Source organism: Paraburkholderia sp. 2C, assembly GCF_054589215.1.
The window spans coordinates 439,746-455,765 of the sequence record NZ_BAAILL010000032.1; the positions used below are offsets into that span (position 1 = coordinate 439,746).

Consider the following 16,020-nt stretch of genomic DNA (forward strand, 5'->3'; position numbering starts at 1 on the left):
CAGCCACGCCGTGCTTCAGCCCGTCCCCATCCGCGTCTGATCGACGAACCGTTCGGTCGCATCGTCGATCTTGCGGCCTTTGCGGCCGACCGGGCCGTGGATATAAAGCGTCTTCGCACTCGTGCGCGTGTCGGCGCCTGCGGTATCGGGCGGCGGCGTCATCTCATAGCGCACTTCGCGCGCATGGTCGGCCAGTTGCAGACGCGGATCGAACACGGAATTGAAGCGCCACAGCATGCGCACGAAGTTCGTCTGCCCGCGCATCAGCAGCCCGGCGGCCTCGGACACCGCACCGCGCAGCGCCGCCCAGCCGAGATGTTTGCGGTTGAGCACCTGTTGTGTGTTGACCAATTCCTTATAGAACTCAGGCAATGGCAAACGCGTCGGCAACACCGCGTGCTGGATGTCGTACAGACGATAGTCGAGGCTCGTCAGCCGCCGCCGTTCGCGCAGCCAGATCTCGGTGCCCGGATAAGGCGTGTTGACACTGATGTTCACGATCTCCGGAATGTCGAGGCACCATTGCCGCACGGCTTCGAAGCGATCGTGATCCCAGTCGGGATCCGCAATCAGATTGATGGCAACCGTGATGCCGAGCGAGCGCGCGAACTCGAGCGCCTCGAAGTTCCTGTCGATATCGATCCGCTTGCGGAACGCTTCGAGCCCGGCCGAATCGATCGCTTCCATGCCGATGAACATGTATTGCAAGCCGAGCTTGCGCCAATACTCGAATACATGCTTGTTACGCAGCAGAACATCGCCGCGCGTTTCGAGGTAGTACTGCTTGCGGATATTGCGACGCTCGATCGCACGCGCGATTTCCATGCCGTGATCCGCATGCACGAACGCGACATCGTCGACGATAAAAACGCCGGGCTCGCGAATCGATGCGAGTTCTTCGGCAATCACTTCGGGGCTGCGCGAACGATACGTGCGCCCATAGAACGTCCATGCGCTGCAGAACGTGCAATCCCACGGACAGCCGCGTGCGAATTCGATCGAGGCGCAAGGATCGAGCACGCCGATAAAGTATTTGCGACGATGCCGCAACAGGTCGCGCGCGGGGCGGATATGATCGAGCGATTCGATAAAGCCCGGCGGCGGCCCCGAGCCTTCGCGTGTCACCACGCCGGGCACGCTCAGCAGGTTGCCGCGTTGCTGCACGGTCTCGAGCAGCAACGCGACGGACGCTTCGCCCTCGCCTTTCAGTATGCAATCGATCGCGCCATCGGCATGCCGCAGCAAATCGGCCGCCGTAAACGACACACTATGGCCGCCGACGAACACGAAACATCCCGGCAACGTCTCCTTGATCTCCTTGGAGAGGTCGATAATCTCGGGAATATTGGCGAGATAGTTGCCGGAGAAACAAACCGCATCCGGCCGCCAGTCGCGTATCCAGCGGTGCAGATCGCGATGCGTCTCGACCTGCAGATCGATCAGGCGCACGTCGTGACCCGCTTCGCGGATCACCGCTGCCACGGTTTCAAGGCCCAGAGGCTCCAGTCGAAGGAACACACGGGTATACATCAAGCCACTGGGGTGAACCGCAAGTACTTTCATGCAAACTCCTCGCGACCGAAAGGGCACGCCAAGTACAGCAGCGGTCCCCTGCTGCCGGTTACGATGAAATTCCTGCGCACAACGCGTCCTGCCCGTGCTGCCGCGGCAGTGGACATTCGACGAGGGCTTTCCCCCGTCGGCTCTCCTCGTCAGGACGATTCTACTGTCGAAGCGGCCAGGTCTGCCGTGAAGCGCGCAACAGCGCCACGGCACGGGCCGTGCACGGAACGACGGGCGGCTTGCCGCCTTTGCATACGTCTGTGATCGGACTCGCCCGGGGCGCGTTTGTTCTTCAAAAAGGCCCCGGGACCATCATGATGGCGGCGCCCGCTAGTCGAGATCGCGCGTTTCCAGTTCGACCGACTGGCCGCCGTTGCGCTCGAGCACGCGCTGCGCGGCCGCCTCGATACGCGGGCGATTCGCTTCGAATGACTGAATCAACTCGTGGGAAGACGTCCCGGTATTGCCGAAATGATCGTTTAACGCATCCATCGAAACGCTACACCAGACTTCCTTGCCACCCACCTTGGCTTCGAATGCAACGCGCGACGCCGCCACGATATGGCGGCGGCCGGTAAATTCGATCGTCATTTTCTTTTCCTCGTGTGCTGAAACCGTTGCACGATGAATCTGTCGCTCAGCAAGGATCGCTCCCGCATTGATTGCGAAGCATGCTCCGGCGCGCCACGCGGCGCCACGCGGTGCGACACAGGACAGCCTATGCCCTTCGCTGAAGTCGCACAATAGCCGCTCTATAATCGGCCATTGACACCTCGCCCTTCAGCATCGACGTTCCACGCGCCGCATAGGATCGATACCCATGTACATCGCGATGAATCGCTTCAAGGTCGTCCCCGGTTCCGAGGACGCGTTCGAGCAGGTCTGGAAAAGCCGCGATACGCACTTGCAGCAAGTGCCCGGCTTTGTCGAATTCCATTTGTTAAGAGGCCCGCACAAGGAAGACCACGTGCTGTACTCGAGCCACACGGTGTGGGCAAGTCAGCAAGCATTCGAGGCGTGGACACAATCCGAAGCGTTTCGCGCGGCGCACCGCAGTGCGGGCAACAACCGGCCGCTCTATCTCGGCCATCCGGAATTCGAAGGTTTCGAGGTGATTCAGACCATCGGCAAGTAGGCGCGCAGCCCACACGGCGCGATCAGACTCGCCAATAGGTATCGTCGGCGAAGAGCGCTGCGTAGAAGTCGAGAAACGCGCGCACTTTCGACGATACGGTCTTCTTCGGCGGATACACGGCCCACACTGCCGGCGCGGCGCGCGACGTCTGCGCCTCCCAGTCCGGCAGCAGCCGTACCAGTTGCCCTTGCCGCAACGCATCGCCGACGCTCCACGCAGGCAGCAGCGCGATGCCGCAACCCGCGATCGCGAGTTCGAGCAGCGCATCGGTATCGTTCGCGCGAATGCGGCCTTGCAGCTGCACCGTTGCTTCGTTTTGCCGAGCCTGCTCGCGTGGGTTTTTCTGCGAGTTTTGCAGCATGGACCGGCGCGGCGATGCGCGCTTTGAAGCCGTTGCATCGCTGCGCTTCACGAGTATCCATTTATCGTCGGGCGCAAGCGCGAAGCGCAATGCGGCGTGCGCGGCCAATTCTGCGGGCGAAGCCGGCACACCATGCCGCTTCGTATAGGCCGGACTCGCGCAGACGATGCGCCGGTGCTCCGCCAGCCGCCGCGCCACGAGTTGAGAATCGGGCAATGCACCGATGCGAATCGCGAGATCGATACGCGCTTCGATGATATTCAGCGGTTCATCGGTGACGACCGCATCGACGTCGATATGCGGATACCGCTTGAGAAATTCAGGCAGGTGCGGGACGACATGTCTGCGGCCGAACGATGCGGGCATCGTCACGCGCAGCACGCCCTTCGGCGACGCATTCAACGACGACGCCGACTGCCTCGCTTCGTCGAGGCTTTCCACCGCGCTCGACGCATGCGTGCGAAACACCTGGCCGCCTTCGGTCAACACGAGCCCGCGCGTCGAGCGGTTAAACAGCGCAATGCCGAGATCGGCTTCGAGCTCGTTGATATGCCGCGACACCGTCGATGTCTTGATCTCCATCTGCGCGGCCGCCTTGCTGAAGCTGCCGAGTTCCGCCGCATGAAGGAAGGCGCGCACCGCAGCGAAATAGTCCATGTCGGTCTGTCGAGTGGCTGGAACGTTGCATTGGAACATAACGTCGCGCGTCGCGGTTGGCTATTCCTTTTCCGCAAAGCAGATTCGCCGATGGGGCCGTTCTGCCGCGAGCGCGCGCGTCCTAAAGTGACGTCAAGGTTTTAGCACGCAGCAGCACCGCATGCGTGTGAGGCAACCTGCAATCAATTTACGGAGAGCATCATGCTGGACAAGACCGAAGTTTCGACACTGGCATCGAACAGCGCAGTCAGCGACGCGATCACCGCAGACGCGCAATATTTCGAGTACACGTCTTCAGCGAACCCGGTCGGCGCGAAGCTGATCTCGCGCGTACCGTATCGAACGTTTCACGCATCGCTGCACGACAGCGGACCGACGCGCACCGTGCCGCTCGATCTTTCCGCGGAGCTCGGTTGTCCAGGCCCCGCGACGGGACCCGGACTCGCCGCTCATTTCGTACGCGTCGTCGCCGGCGAGCGAGTGGCGTTCGCGCCCAACGCCACCTCGCTGCTGTTCTACGCCATCGACGGCGCGGGAATCGCCTCGCAAGGCAACACGCGCTTCCGGTTCGCGAAGGGCGATTTCTTCACCATGCCGGGCAGCGCGCAAGTGCAGATCGAGGCCGAATCGACCATGCGCCTTTACTACGTGAACGACGCACCGCTGCTCGCGTATCTCGGTGTCAGCGCAAGCAGCGCACGCTTTACGCCGACGCTGTACCCCGCCGCGCGCGCCGAGGAAGAACTGCGCAAAGTGTCCAATGCGCCGGGCGCGAGCCAGCGCAATCGCGTCAGCATTCTGCTCGGCAACGCACGCTTTCCGCAAACGCGCACGGTCACGCATTCGCTGTGGGCGATGTTCGGCGTCATCGCGCCGAATACGATGCAGAAGCCGCATCGCCATCAATCGATTGCGCTCGACTTCATCTCCGATTGCAAACCGGGTTGCTATACGCTCGTCGGCACCGAGCTCGACGAGCGCGGCGAGATCGTGAAACCGGAGCGCGTCGATTGGGAACCCGGCATGGCGTTCGTCACGCCGCCCGGCTACTGGCATGCGCACTTCAACGAGTCCGGTGAAAATGGTTATGTGATTCCGATTCAGGACGCCGGCTTGCAGACGTATCTGCGCTCGCTCGACATCCGGTTTGCTCGCTGATTCGTACGCCAGTGCACGCGCTGATTCGCACATCGGCGCGTGCATCGAAACGCACGAGGGAACGCTCGACCGAATGCGGAAAAAACGCGTCGAAACGCGCCGCGACAGACCCGTTCGATTAGTCGTACGATCTCGCCCAAGCGGCACTGCATAAGGCTTTGCAGCCCGTGAAATGGCTCGACATAGTTCTCCAGCAGACTTCGAGAGCCGGTCCTCCTATAGTTCGTTCCGTCGCCACGCAATGCAGCTCGAAGTGGCCCGAACCGAACCTCGAAGGACTTGCCGTGAACATCCAGACGTACGTCGCTCCCGCCGGCCGCGTGATGCCGGTTTCCCCCGCACCGGCCGCACGCGCGCGCAAGAGGGTGCGCCAGCTGGTCGTGACGGCCGCGGCAGCGGTGCTGACGCTCGGCAGCGCGTCGGCGTGGGCCGGCTGGGCCCACGGCGGCACGGCCTACACCTCGCACGGTACGTACAGCGGCGGGCACTACACGTCGTGCGGCGGCAGCAGCTGCTCGCATGCGGGCGGCGTAGTGGGTCCATGGGGCGGCGTCGGCACGAACAGCGGCACGGTCACGCGTACCGCGCCGGGCCAGTTCTCGAACTCGGGCACCGCGGTCGGGCCGTGGGGCAACACGGTCAATCATTCGGGCAACACCAGTTGCGCGGGCGGCACGTGCTCGCACACAGGCTCGATGACCGGCTCGAACGGCAACACCGCGACGACGTCGGGCAGCGTAACGCGCACGGCGCCGGGCCAGTATTCGTCGTCGGGCACGGTGACGGGATCGAACGGCAACACGGTCAGCCACTCGGCATCGACGAATTGCGCGGGCAATGCGTGCTACCGCTCGGGGACCGCAACCGGTAGCGACGGCGGCACGGTCTATCACTCGGGCAGCGCGACGCGCGTATCGACCGGCACGGTGGTCACCACAGGCACCGTCACCGGCACGCACGGCACGACGGTGACGACGAGCGGCTCGGTCACGACGGTCGGCGCGACGGTCGCCGTTGGCACGGCGCCGGTGATCGTCGCACCGCCGCCGGCGGTTTATGTTCCTCCGCCGGCTGTCTACGTGCCGCCCCCCCCGCCGGCAGCCGTGGTGGTAGTGCCGCCCCCGCCGCCTGCTCCCTCTGTGGTGGTGGCTCCGGCGCCTGCTGTCTATATGCCGCCGCCTGCGCCGAAGACGGTTTATGTTGCACCGCCCCCGCCGAAGGCTGTCGTCTACGTCGCACCGGCGCCGGTCGTGTATGTCGCGCCGAAGCCGCGGCCCGCGGTATGGATCCCCGGCCATTGGGTCGGGCGGGTGTGGATTCCGGCGCACTGGGCGTGAGCGCGATGTTCCGGGCTGAGGACACCCCTCATTCCAGCGATGCTATGGTCGCTAGTGAGACGTCAGCCGCGAACCACTGTGTGGGTAATCCTTTGATTCACATGCAGTTGTTTGCGCAAATGGGAAAGCCTATGAGCATTCGGAAAGGAAAAACGGGCGTCATTCACGGCGTTGAAGTCAAGGCTAGAAGCCAGACGCAAGCGCCGACCGTTAAGGTCGATACCGCAACGTCGGATGGTCGCAAGGCGATCTTGGAGGCAGCGGATAGCGTATACAAGCAACATCAGTCGGTCATACAGGCATTGGCAAGTAGATGAATCTGGATTCACCGCTCGTGATCCTCATACACAAGTTCGTTCTGGATCGCAAGCCTGGCCTGGACGGGTATGAACGAGGGCGCATTAGAAAGCGCCCCCGGTCGTATTGAGACAGACGAGTGTATGCGGGTCTGGATGACGTGTTCGAGAGCGCGGGCATGTACGCCGAGGCTATTGCCCGAGGCCGCACATTTGCCGATGCCAACAAGCGCACATCGCGTGTGTCTGTGCTCACCTATCTGGCCGTCGAAGGATGTCTCATTCGTCGAACTCAGGCTCTTGAAGGCGGTTTCTTTTTATGCGGCGCTGCGAGCGCTCTCATACTGGTTCTCATCGCGCCAAGCCGTATTCAACCCAAAGCCGACTAAAAGCCGTCATTGACCGGCACCGCCGCCCGCACGCGAAACCGCATGCAATAAACAAGAAACCGCCCGGCGAAAATCCCCGCGACGATCCCCGAAATCAGCGCATCGAGCACCACGTAACCTGAATCGACCGGTACAGGCTCCGATATCGCGAGTTCGACACCGAGCCAGAATTTCGACGCAAAGGTCACCAGAATCAGAATCAGCGGGACCGCCGAGCCGGGCAGCGTGACCGTCTTCTGCGCCCGGTCGACCGTAAAGCTCGTCTTGCGCGCGATCAATGCGCCGGCGAGCAACCCGAGCGCCGCACCGGCTACCCATGCGGCCGCCGACTGCCAGCCGGCGACGTGCTCGCTGACCAGATGCGCGATGCCCCAGGCCGCGAACACCACCGGCACGATCGCGAGCTTGCCGAGCGGCGCAGTCCCGCCCTTGAGCGCCTTGATGCCGCGCGACAGCAAAAATACCAGCAGAATCCAGACCCAAACAGGCGTACCGCGCACAATCGCTTCGAAGGACATGATGTTCTCCCGCAAATGCCCGGACGGCGGCGTCACGCGATTATGGCACTCACGTCAGCTAGTCAGACATGCTGCGGCGAACACAACAGGAACGTCGGCACCCGCGCCCCGCGCCGGTTGACTCACCCGCGCCGGAACCGCCGCCCCACCGGCGTTCGCCGGGTACGTCAGGTACTCGCGTAAGACGGTTTCGTGCAAGAAATTGTGCAGCCGCAGATAGCCGAATTCGATGCATGGCGACCTATCATCGGCGCAGCAACGGGCCGTTCCGTCTTCGAACGCCGGTCGGCGCGCGGCGCGTGCCGCGCGGAGGCCGACGTTGCCCTCCCATCACACAAACAGCAGGACTCCGTATGTGCATTCCGTCTTCAGGCATTTTCCGAATCACGCTCATCAGTACGTCCACGATCGAACCGGAAAGCAACGCACCGCACGCGTCAAAGCACGCGCGCGCGGACTATAATCGTCCTTGACACGCAACCAAACAGTTGCCTATTATCGACATGGACGACGACGCCGTTTTTCGTGCCCTTGCCGACGCGAGCCGCCGCCTGCTGCTCGACCGGCTCCATCAACGCAACGGCCAGACGCTGGTTCAGCTCTGCGAAGGGCTTGCCATGACGCGCCAGGCCGTCGCGAAGCACCTCGCGCAGCTCGAACACGCGAATCTCGTATCGACCCGTCGTCAGGGCCGCGAGAAGCTGCACTTTCTGAACCCGGTGCCGATCAACGAGATCGCCGAGCGCTGGATCGGCAAGTTCGAGCGCCCGCGTCTCGCGGCGCTATCGGAACTCAAGCAGGAACTCGAACGGCCGGACGAAGGCGAACCCGCCGGCTGACGCGCGACCGCGCTCCATGCCCGCCGCGCGACCTCGTCAACCGCAGTGCAATGCGATGTCTGGAGGGCTACCATGGAAAGCAGCACGTTCGTGTATGTCACGTATATCCGCACGTCGGCGGACAGGCTCTGGACGGCGTTGACCAGCGCCGATTTCATGCGGCAATACTGGTTCGGCATGCATTGCGAATCCGACTGGCAGAGCGGTTCGTCGTGGCGGATGATGTTCCCGGACGGGCGCGTGGCCGATACGGGAGAGATCGTCGAAAGCACACCGCCCAAGCGGCTCGCCATCCGCTGGCGCAACGAATTCAGGCCGGAATTGAAGGCCGAGGGGTATTCGCTGTGCGTGATGGAAATCGAAACGTCCGGCGACGCGGCAAAACTGACGATCACACACTCGATCGAAAAAGACGATTCGAACTTTATCCGCGCGGTATCGGGCGGCTGGCCGCGCATCCTGTCGAATCTCAAGTCGCTGCTGGAGACCGGCCATGTGGTGCTACCCACAAAGGACATCTAACGGCACACGCGCCGCCGCGCTGGCCGCAGCCGCGACGCTCGTCGCGGCTTCACCCGATCTTTCCGCAGGAACAATCCGCATCGCATCGGCGACATACGGCGACGCATGCGACGCGCGCGCGGGCAACCTGACAAACGACGCCGCATCGTCCTGCAACAACCGCGACACCTGCGCATACGTCGTGCATGCCGGGGCTCATACAGCCCCGGCGGCATGCGGCAACAATTTCGTCGTCGAATGGCGATGCGGCGATGCGCAATCGCATGTGGCGAACGTGAACGGCGATACGGACAATGGCGGCACACTGCTCATCAGCTGCGTGATGTACGGAGGCGCGGGGCACTGAAGCCGCGCGATGCCGCGGCGCACGCTTCCGGCACGCGCCAACTGTGTTCTATCAGCGGCCGACGCTCTGTACGCACGCGGCGCACCTCAATGCTTTTATCCTCAAAGTAAGGCGCATAGGCCGGTAAAACCGGGCGCGCCGCACTGAGAGGCCCGCGCGTGAGCACTGTCTGTCTACCGGAAGCTGAAGTCCAATCCGATGCACAACCCTCCGCCGGCGCTTCACTGCAGGCGCTATCCATACGCGAAGCGTCCGCGCGCACGCAAACCCCAACTGTTCACGCACCAGGCTTCGGCCAGCAATCGGATTGTTTCGACGCACTGGGCCGTCCGCTCAAAGACCTGCGGCTCTCGGTCATCGACCAGTGCAATTTCCGTTGCACGTACTGCATGCCGAAGGAAGTCTTCACGAAGGACTACCGTTTTCTAAGTGCAACGGAACGCCTGTCGTTCGACGAATTGACGACGCTTGCCGGCGCATTCGTGCGGTTAGGCGTCGACAAGATCCGCCTCACCGGCGGCGAGCCGCTGCTGCGCAAGGACCTCGAACGGCTGATCGAACGGCTCGCGGCGATGACGACGCGAAACGGCACACCGGTCGAACTCGCGCTGACGACCAACGGTTCGCTGCTCGCCGCGAAGGCCCGCGCGCTCAAGGCAGCCGGCTTGCAACGCGTGACGGTCAGCCTCGACGGTCTCGACGACGATGTATTTCGCCGGATGAACGGTGTCGACTTTCCGGTTTCGCGCGTGCTCGAAGGCATCGAGGCAGCGTGCGCGGCCGGCCTCGCGCCGGTCAAGGTGAATACGGTGATCGAGCGCGGCGTCAACGAACACCAGATCGTGCCGCTTGCCCGCCATTTCCGCTTGAGCGGTGTGACGGTGCGCTTTATCGAATTTATGGACGTCGGCGGCGCGGCGTCGTGGACACAAAGCGGCGTGTTTACTTCCGCCGACGCGCGCCGTGCGCTCGAAGCGGTCTTCCCCTTGCGCGCCGGCGAGCAGCACAAGCTTGGCGATACCGCCCAGATCTATCGCTACCCGGACGGCGCGGGCGAAGTCGGTTTCATCTCGAGCGTATCGCACCCGTTTTGCGGCGACTGCACGCGCGCACGCGTCAGCGCGGACGGCAAACTGTTCCTGTGCCTCTTCGCGACCGATTCATTCGATTTGCGCCGGCTCGTGAAAAGCGGCTGCAGCGCGAACGACCTCGCGGGCGAAATCCGCGAAGTTTGGACGCGCCGTGGCGACCGCTATTCGGAGTTGCGCGAGGCAACGCGCCTGATGCCGGGAAAAAAGCGTTATCCGACGGTGCGGATGTCGCTTGTCGGCGGCTAGGCGCTCAAGCGCTCAAGCAGCGATCAGGCGACGAACCGCAAAGAGCGCGTCATGCAAACGGCAAGCGGCACATCAGGGCATTACGAACCGTCAAACAGATCGGCACATACCTGCGCGCCCTGCTCGGTCAACACGGCCGATCCGGTGCCATCCGGCCGCGACTCGACATCGACGAGACCCGCTGCGGTCAACTCGGTCAACAAACGCCGCAGCGTGCTCATCGGCAGTTGCGCGCGCTTGCTGAGCTTCGCGAGCGACCACGGCTTGCCGGGCGATTCATCGCGCGCGCCCCACAGCTCGCCGAGCACAACGACGAGCTGCACTTGCGGATCGTTCATATCCGGCGCGCCGTCGTGTTCTTGCGGCTCGCGTGGCGCTTGCGGGTCGTGTGGCGCGTCGTCTCCAGTCGCACTCATTGATGTCCTCCCGTTCTTTATGGAATCGCCGCGCTCAAGCTGCCGACCGCATACACGATGCAACCAGCTTGCCCAGCATAATCACCGCCTTTTCAACCTGCTCGTTCCAAGGGTAACTGTAATTGAGCCGGATAAAGTTCCGGTAGCTCGGCGTCGTCGAAAACATATAACCGGGCCCGACAGTAATGCCGTTGGCAAGCGCGAGCTGATAGAGCTGCATCGAATCGACCTCGGCCGGCAACTCGACCCACAGCACATAGCCGCCCACCGGTTCCGACATCTTCGTGCCGTCCGGAAAGAAGCGCTTGACCATCGCCTTCATCAGATTCGCCTGCTGCGCGTACGCTTTACGCAGCTTGCGCAGATGATGGTCGTAGCTGTCGTTCTTCAGATACTCGGCAATCGCGAGCTGCGGGATCGACGGCGTCGTCAGCGTATTGAGGAACTTGAGCTTTTCGACCTGCTCCCGGTAGCGTCCGGTGATGGCCCAGCCGATCCGGTACATCGCCGACAGGCTCTTCGAAAACGACGCGCAATGCAGCACAAGACCTTTCTCGTCGTAAGACTTGAGGGCCGTCGGATGCGAGTGCCCGTAATACAGCTCGTGATAGACGTCGTTTTCGATCGCCGGCACGTCGTAACGCGCAAGCAGTTCGACGAGCTCGCGCTTCTTGTCGTCGGGCATCTGGAAACCGAGTGGATTCTGGAAGTTCGGCATCACCATGCACGCGCCGATCTTCTGCGATTTCAGAATGTCCGCGAGCGCGCCGAGATCGATGCCTTCGCGCGGATGCGTCGCGACCTCGATCGCCCGCATGCCCATGCGCTCGATGGCGTGCAGCATCGCGTAAAAGGTCGGCGATTCGACGGCGATCACATCGCCGGGCTTCGCCACCGCCTGCAGGCACAGATTGATCGCCTCGGTCGCGCCGACGGTAATCACGATCTCGTTCGGGTCGATGGTGAGCCCATTCTCCAGATAGCGTTTCGCGATCTGGCCGATCAGCGGCCGGGCGCCCGGCGGCAGCTCTTCGGAGCCGTGCCACAAGCCCGGGCGCCGCGCGATGGCATTCGCGTACTGGTTGATCCGCTGATACGGAAACGCGGACGGATCCGGATACGGCGAACCGAGCGGCACCGCTTCGTCGCTGCGAATCGAACGCAGCGTCGACAGCACGAGCCGGCTCACGTCGACCGACGCGGAAATGGCCAAAGGCTTCGACGGCGCCAGTTCGGCTGCAACAGCCGGCCCTTGAGGACGCACGATATAACCGGATTGCGGGCGGCTTTCGATTACTCCGCGGCTTTCGAGCAGCGCATACGCGCGCAGCACGGTCGTAATGCTCAAACGATGATGCTGGCTCGTGCGGCGCACCGAAGGAATCTTCTCGCCGGGCCGATAAACGCCCTGCGTGACGAGTGCCTCGATGTCGTCGGCAAGCTTCTCGTACAGTTTCAACGCCCTTCCCCCCGTCGCGGACGCGCCCCGCTCGTCACGCTGATCGCGCGGCTCGGGACAATGAGCCGCATTGTGCCATCGGTCACGCCTAAGCCTCGGCGAGCACTGTGCACCTTTCGCGTGCAGCGAAAACTCGACTGTACTCCTCTGCCGTCGCGCGTTGTGTGTCTGCCCGCCGCGCTTGCGCCGCCCTACTATCCATCGCATAGACCGCATTACGTCGAACGCCGCGTGAATACAAGGCGCAAATCGACGCAGCAGCGGTCGCAGCCGAATGGATCGCGGAGTCAACGTCGTGGAACAAATCAAGGAACTGAAGCAGCAAGGACGCATCGAGCCATATAAACACGCGGCAGCGGGATGGGGCGCGCTGAAGTATGTCGCGCTGAATCTGATCAAGGAGAAGGTATCCGGCACCAACTACCGCACCCTGTTCCGCCAGAACCAGCCGGATGGATTCGACTGTCCGGGCTGCGCGTGGCCCGACCGCGAGAAGGCATCGACATTCGAATTTTGCGAAAACGGCGTAAAAGCGGTGGCTGCGGAAGCGACCGGCAAGCGCGTCACCCCTGCGTTTTTCGAAGCGCACACGGTCGCCGAGCTGATGGAGCAGAGCGACTACGAACTCGAGCAGCACGGCCGCCTCACGGATCCGATGGTCTATGACTCCGCCACCGACAAGTACAAACCGATCGGCTGGGACGACGCCTATCAGCTGATCGCGCGTCATCTGAATAAGCTCGACAGCCCGCATCAGGCCGCGTTCTACACGTCGGGCCGCGCCAGCAACGAAGCCGCGTTTCTCTACCAGCTGTTCGTGCGCATGTACGGCACGAACAACTTCCCCGACTGCTCGAACATGTGTCACGAAGCGACGAGCCGCGGCTTGCCGGGCACGGTCGGGGTCGGCAAGGGCACCGTCGTCCTCGACGACTTCGAGCATGCGGACACGATCCTCGTCTTCGGCCAGAACCCCGCGACGAATCACCCGCGCATGCTCGGCGAACTGCGCGAATGCGCGAAGCGCGGCGCAACGATCGTGTCGATCAACCCGCTGCGCGAGCGCGGACTCGAGCGCTTCGCAAGCCCGCAACATCCGATCGAAATGCTGACCGGCGGCAGCACCAAAATTGCATCGACATTTATCCGGCCGAAGCTCGGCGGCGATTTCGCGCTGTTGAAAGGGGTGGCGAAGCGCCTCGTCGAAATGGACGACGCGGCCCAGGCAGCCGGCACCGAACGCGTGCTCGACGTCGAATTTATTGACGCGCACACCACGAACTTCGCCGCGTTTGCCGACGACTTGCGCGCGGAATCGTGGGACCTGCTCGTCGAGGAAGCGGGCCTGCCGTTCGACGAAATCGAATCGCTGACGCAAATCTACGCGAAGGGCCGCCGCGTGATTGCGTGCTGGGGCATGGGCCTCACGCAGCACAAGAACTCGGTCGCGACCATCCACATGCTGTCGAATGTGATGATGATGCGCGGCAATATCGGCCGCGAAGGCGCGGGCCTGTGCCCGGTGCGCGGCCATTCGAACGTGCAGGGCAACCGCACGGTGGGCATCGAGGACAAGCCGACGCAGGCGTTCCTCGACAGGCTCGGCAAGGCATTCGACTTCGAACCGCCGCGCGGGCACGGCCTCGACGTCGTCGAAACGATCGCGGAAATGCTCGAAGGCAAGGTGAAAGTGCTGATCGGCCTCGGCGGCAATTTCTCGATCGCGACGCCGGATACGCCGCGCACCTTCGAAGCGCTGCGCATGTGCGATCTATCCGTGCACATCACGACGAAGCTGAACCGCAGCCACCTCGTGCACGGCAAGGATGCGCTGATTCTGCCGACGCTCGGCCGCACCGAGATCGACGTGCAAGGCGGTTATTCACAAGGCGTGACCGTCGAAGATTCGATGTCGATGGTGCACGTGTCGTACGGGATGAATATTCCGGCGTCGAAGAATCTGCAATCGGAAATCGCGATTGTCGCCGGCATCGCGCACGCCACGCTCGGCAGCAAGAAAGTGCCGTGGCTCTGGTACGCGGAAGATTACGCACGCATTCGCGACGCAGTCGAAAAGAGCATCGAGGGCTTCGACGGCTACAACGAGCGAATCAAGCACCCGGGCGGTTTCCGCCTGCGTATCGCCTCGAGCGAGCGGATCTGGCTCACGCCGTCGGGTAAAGCGCAGTTCATCGTTCATCCGGTCGAGCGCGACACGCCGATCAAACGCGCCCGCGCGTTGCACGGCGAACGCGTGATGACGCTGATGACGACGCGCTCGCACGACCAGTACAACACCACCATATACGCGCTCGACGACCGCTATCGCGGCGTGTACGGCCAGCGCCGCGTCGTGTTCATGAACGCGGACGACCTCGAGATGCTGGGTTTCGCGAACGGCGAATGGGTCGATATGGAAACCGTCTGGGAAGACGGCATCGAGCGGCGCGCGGATGGTTTCCGCCTCGTCGAATACGACATTCCGCGCGGCTGCATCGGCGCGTATTACCCGGAAACGAATCCGCTCGTGCCGCTGCATAGCGTGGGCGACGTGAGCAATACCCCGACGTCGAAGTCGATTCCGGTGCTGCTGCATCGGCACGCCGCGTAACCGTCGGCAACACGGTTCAGCGGTATGGCGGCGCGCAACGCCTCACTGCGCGCCCCGCTCATGCGGCTTGCGCCGGCGTCCGTGTGACCTGATCGATCAGGCTTTTCACCGCCGGTGCGCGCTCGAACCGCCGGAACACCGCGGCCACTTCCGACGCAATCGGGCCGCCGGCAATCTCCTTGTAGACCACATTCGGCACCTCGACCGCTTTCGTCAGCACGTTCGGCACGATCGCGACACCCACGCCGAGCGACACGTCGGTCAGCACCGACACGAGCCCGCCGGGCGCACTGACGATTTGCGGACTGAACCGGCCGCGCCGCCCGACCTCGAACGTGCCCTCGCGCTGCTCCGGCACCACGAAATGCTCGCCGGCAAGCAGGCGCGACCGGATCGGCGCATCCGCCTGCGCAAGCGGATGCTCGGCCGGCAACGCTGCGCAAAAGCGGTCGCGCAGCAATACATGCGTGCGCAACGCAGTGGACAGCTCGACCGGCATGCGCACAAACGCGATATCGACGCGCCCGTCTTCGAGCAGCGCCGGCAGGTCATCCATCGGAAACTCGTGCGTATCGATGAACACGTGCGGGCGCGCCTCGCGAAACGCGCGCACCTGCTGCTGCAGTACGCCGCTAAACGCCGCCGAGCCGACGAAACCGAGATTCACGCGCCCCAGTTCGCCGCGCCCTGCTCGCCGTCCGATATTGATCGCGCGCTCGAATTGCTCGAGCGCCGCGCGCGCTTCGACGAGAAACGCCTCGCCGGCCTGCGTCAACGCAACCGAGCGCTTCGTGCGCGTGAAAAGCTGCGCGTCGAGCGTACGCTCGATCTGCTGGATCTGCACCGTGAGCGTGGGCGGCGCAATACCGAGCGTCTCGGCCGCCTGGCCGAAATGCAGTTGCTCGGCGACCGCGATGAAATACCGAAGGTGTCTTAGCTCCATCTTCCGATTACCGCCGTTCAATTAGTCTGTAGCTAATTATATTTACAAACGCCGATAATGCGCTCAATAGCGAGGGCTGGTTGAATAACGATCGGGCCGCTACTCACCGGCTTATTCAATCTGTGCGCCGCCG

General features: G+C 63.0%; 16 protein-coding genes. 9 read left to right on the top strand and 7 right to left on the bottom strand.

Going from position 1 to position 16,020, the window contains the following annotated elements:
- Positions 1-15: 15 nt before the first annotated feature.
- Positions 16-1,563 (bottom strand): hopanoid C-3 methylase HpnR, encoded by a 1,548-nt coding sequence (gene hpnR, locus ACYPXD_RS10175; RefSeq protein WP_459710431.1) that lies wholly within the window; start codon positions 1,561-1,563, stop codon positions 16-18.
- A 330-nt stretch (positions 1,564-1,893) separates the two neighbouring features.
- Entirely contained in the window at positions 1,894-2,154 is a 261-nt protein-coding gene (locus ACYPXD_RS10180) for a DUF1488 family protein (RefSeq protein WP_459710433.1), read from the bottom strand.
- Between the two features lie 229 nt (positions 2,155-2,383).
- Here ACYPXD_RS10180 and ACYPXD_RS10185 point away from each other — a divergent pair, with 229 nt between their 5' ends.
- Positions 2,384-2,698, top strand: coding sequence for an antibiotic biosynthesis monooxygenase family protein (locus tag ACYPXD_RS10185; protein ID WP_459710435.1), 315 nt, complete (start codon positions 2,384-2,386; stop codon positions 2,696-2,698).
- A gap of 22 nt (positions 2,699-2,720) precedes the next feature.
- Here ACYPXD_RS10185 and ACYPXD_RS10190 read toward each other — a convergent pair whose 3' ends face one another.
- Complete coding sequence (locus tag ACYPXD_RS10190) at positions 2,721-3,716, bottom strand: LysR family transcriptional regulator (RefSeq protein ID WP_459710437.1); 996 nt, start codon at positions 3,714-3,716, stop codon at positions 2,721-2,723.
- Positions 3,717-3,917: 201 nt separating this feature from the next.
- On the opposite strand from ACYPXD_RS10190, the gene ACYPXD_RS10195 reads away from it, so the two are divergent.
- From ACYPXD_RS10195 to ACYPXD_RS10205, 3 genes are all read left to right on the top strand, one after another.
- On the top strand, positions 3,918-4,874 hold the full coding sequence (locus ACYPXD_RS10195) for a cupin (RefSeq protein WP_459710439.1): 957 nt from the start codon (positions 3,918-3,920) through the stop codon (positions 4,872-4,874).
- 323 nt (positions 4,875-5,197) lie between these two features.
- The gene (locus ACYPXD_RS10200) at positions 5,198-6,211 is read left to right on the top strand and encodes a hypothetical protein (RefSeq protein ID WP_459711428.1); all 1,014 of its coding nucleotides are present in this window, start codon (positions 5,198-5,200) and stop codon (positions 6,209-6,211) included.
- A gap of 436 nt (positions 6,212-6,647) precedes the next feature.
- A complete protein-coding gene (locus tag ACYPXD_RS10205; RefSeq protein ID WP_459710441.1) occupies positions 6,648-6,896 on the top strand; it encodes a hypothetical protein in 249 nt (82 codons plus the stop codon).
- On the opposite strand, the gene ACYPXD_RS10210 is transcribed toward ACYPXD_RS10205, so the two are convergent.
- Complete coding sequence (locus ACYPXD_RS10210; RefSeq protein ID WP_459710443.1) at positions 6,893-7,414, bottom strand: DUF6622 family protein; 522 nt, start codon at positions 7,412-7,414, stop codon at positions 6,893-6,895. The two genes, ACYPXD_RS10205 and ACYPXD_RS10210, sit on opposite strands and share 4 nt — an antisense overlap.
- A gap of 503 nt (positions 7,415-7,917) precedes the next feature.
- Here ACYPXD_RS10210 and ACYPXD_RS10215 point away from each other — a divergent pair.
- From ACYPXD_RS10215 to moaA, 4 genes are all read left to right on the top strand, one after another.
- Positions 7,918-8,253, top strand: a complete 336-nt coding sequence (locus ACYPXD_RS10215) for an ArsR/SmtB family transcription factor (protein WP_459711431.1) — start codon at positions 7,918-7,920, stop codon at positions 8,251-8,253.
- Positions 8,254-8,325: 72 nt separating this feature from the next.
- Positions 8,326-8,775: an SRPBCC family protein gene (locus tag ACYPXD_RS10220; RefSeq protein ID WP_459710445.1), complete on the top strand. Its 450-nt coding sequence runs from the start codon at positions 8,326-8,328 to the stop codon at positions 8,773-8,775.
- Positions 8,747-9,121, top strand: a complete 375-nt coding sequence (locus ACYPXD_RS10225; protein ID WP_459710447.1) for a hypothetical protein — start codon at positions 8,747-8,749, stop codon at positions 9,119-9,121. The genes ACYPXD_RS10220 and ACYPXD_RS10225 overlap by 29 nt, the downstream gene beginning before the upstream one ends.
- A 239-nt stretch (positions 9,122-9,360) precedes the next feature.
- The gene (gene moaA, locus ACYPXD_RS10230; protein ID WP_459711435.1) at positions 9,361-10,458 is read left to right on the top strand and encodes a GTP 3',8-cyclase MoaA; all 1,098 of its coding nucleotides are present in this window, start codon (positions 9,361-9,363) and stop codon (positions 10,456-10,458) included.
- 80 nt (positions 10,459-10,538) lie between these two features.
- Here the strand turns inward: moaA and ACYPXD_RS10235 are convergent, their stop codons facing one another.
- Positions 10,539-10,874 carry a helix-turn-helix domain-containing protein gene (locus tag ACYPXD_RS10235; RefSeq protein ID WP_459710449.1) on the bottom strand — a complete coding sequence of 112 codons (336 nt, stop codon included), beginning with the start codon at positions 10,872-10,874 and terminating at the stop codon, positions 10,539-10,541.
- Between the two features lie 34 nt (positions 10,875-10,908).
- Positions 10,909-12,333, bottom strand: a complete 1,425-nt coding sequence (locus tag ACYPXD_RS10240) for an aminotransferase-like domain-containing protein (protein WP_459710451.1) — start codon at positions 12,331-12,333, stop codon at positions 10,909-10,911.
- 295 nt (positions 12,334-12,628) lie between these two features.
- Here ACYPXD_RS10240 and ACYPXD_RS10245 point away from each other — a divergent pair, with 295 nt between their 5' ends.
- Positions 12,629-14,944, top strand: coding sequence for an FdhF/YdeP family oxidoreductase (locus tag ACYPXD_RS10245; RefSeq protein WP_459710453.1), 2,316 nt, complete (start codon positions 12,629-12,631; stop codon positions 14,942-14,944).
- A 58-nt stretch (positions 14,945-15,002) separates the two neighbouring features.
- Here ACYPXD_RS10245 and ACYPXD_RS10250 read toward each other — a convergent pair whose 3' ends face one another.
- Positions 15,003-15,887: a LysR family transcriptional regulator gene (locus ACYPXD_RS10250; RefSeq protein ID WP_459710455.1), complete on the bottom strand. Its 885-nt coding sequence runs from the start codon at positions 15,885-15,887 to the stop codon at positions 15,003-15,005.
- Positions 15,888-16,020: the final 133 nt, after the last annotated feature.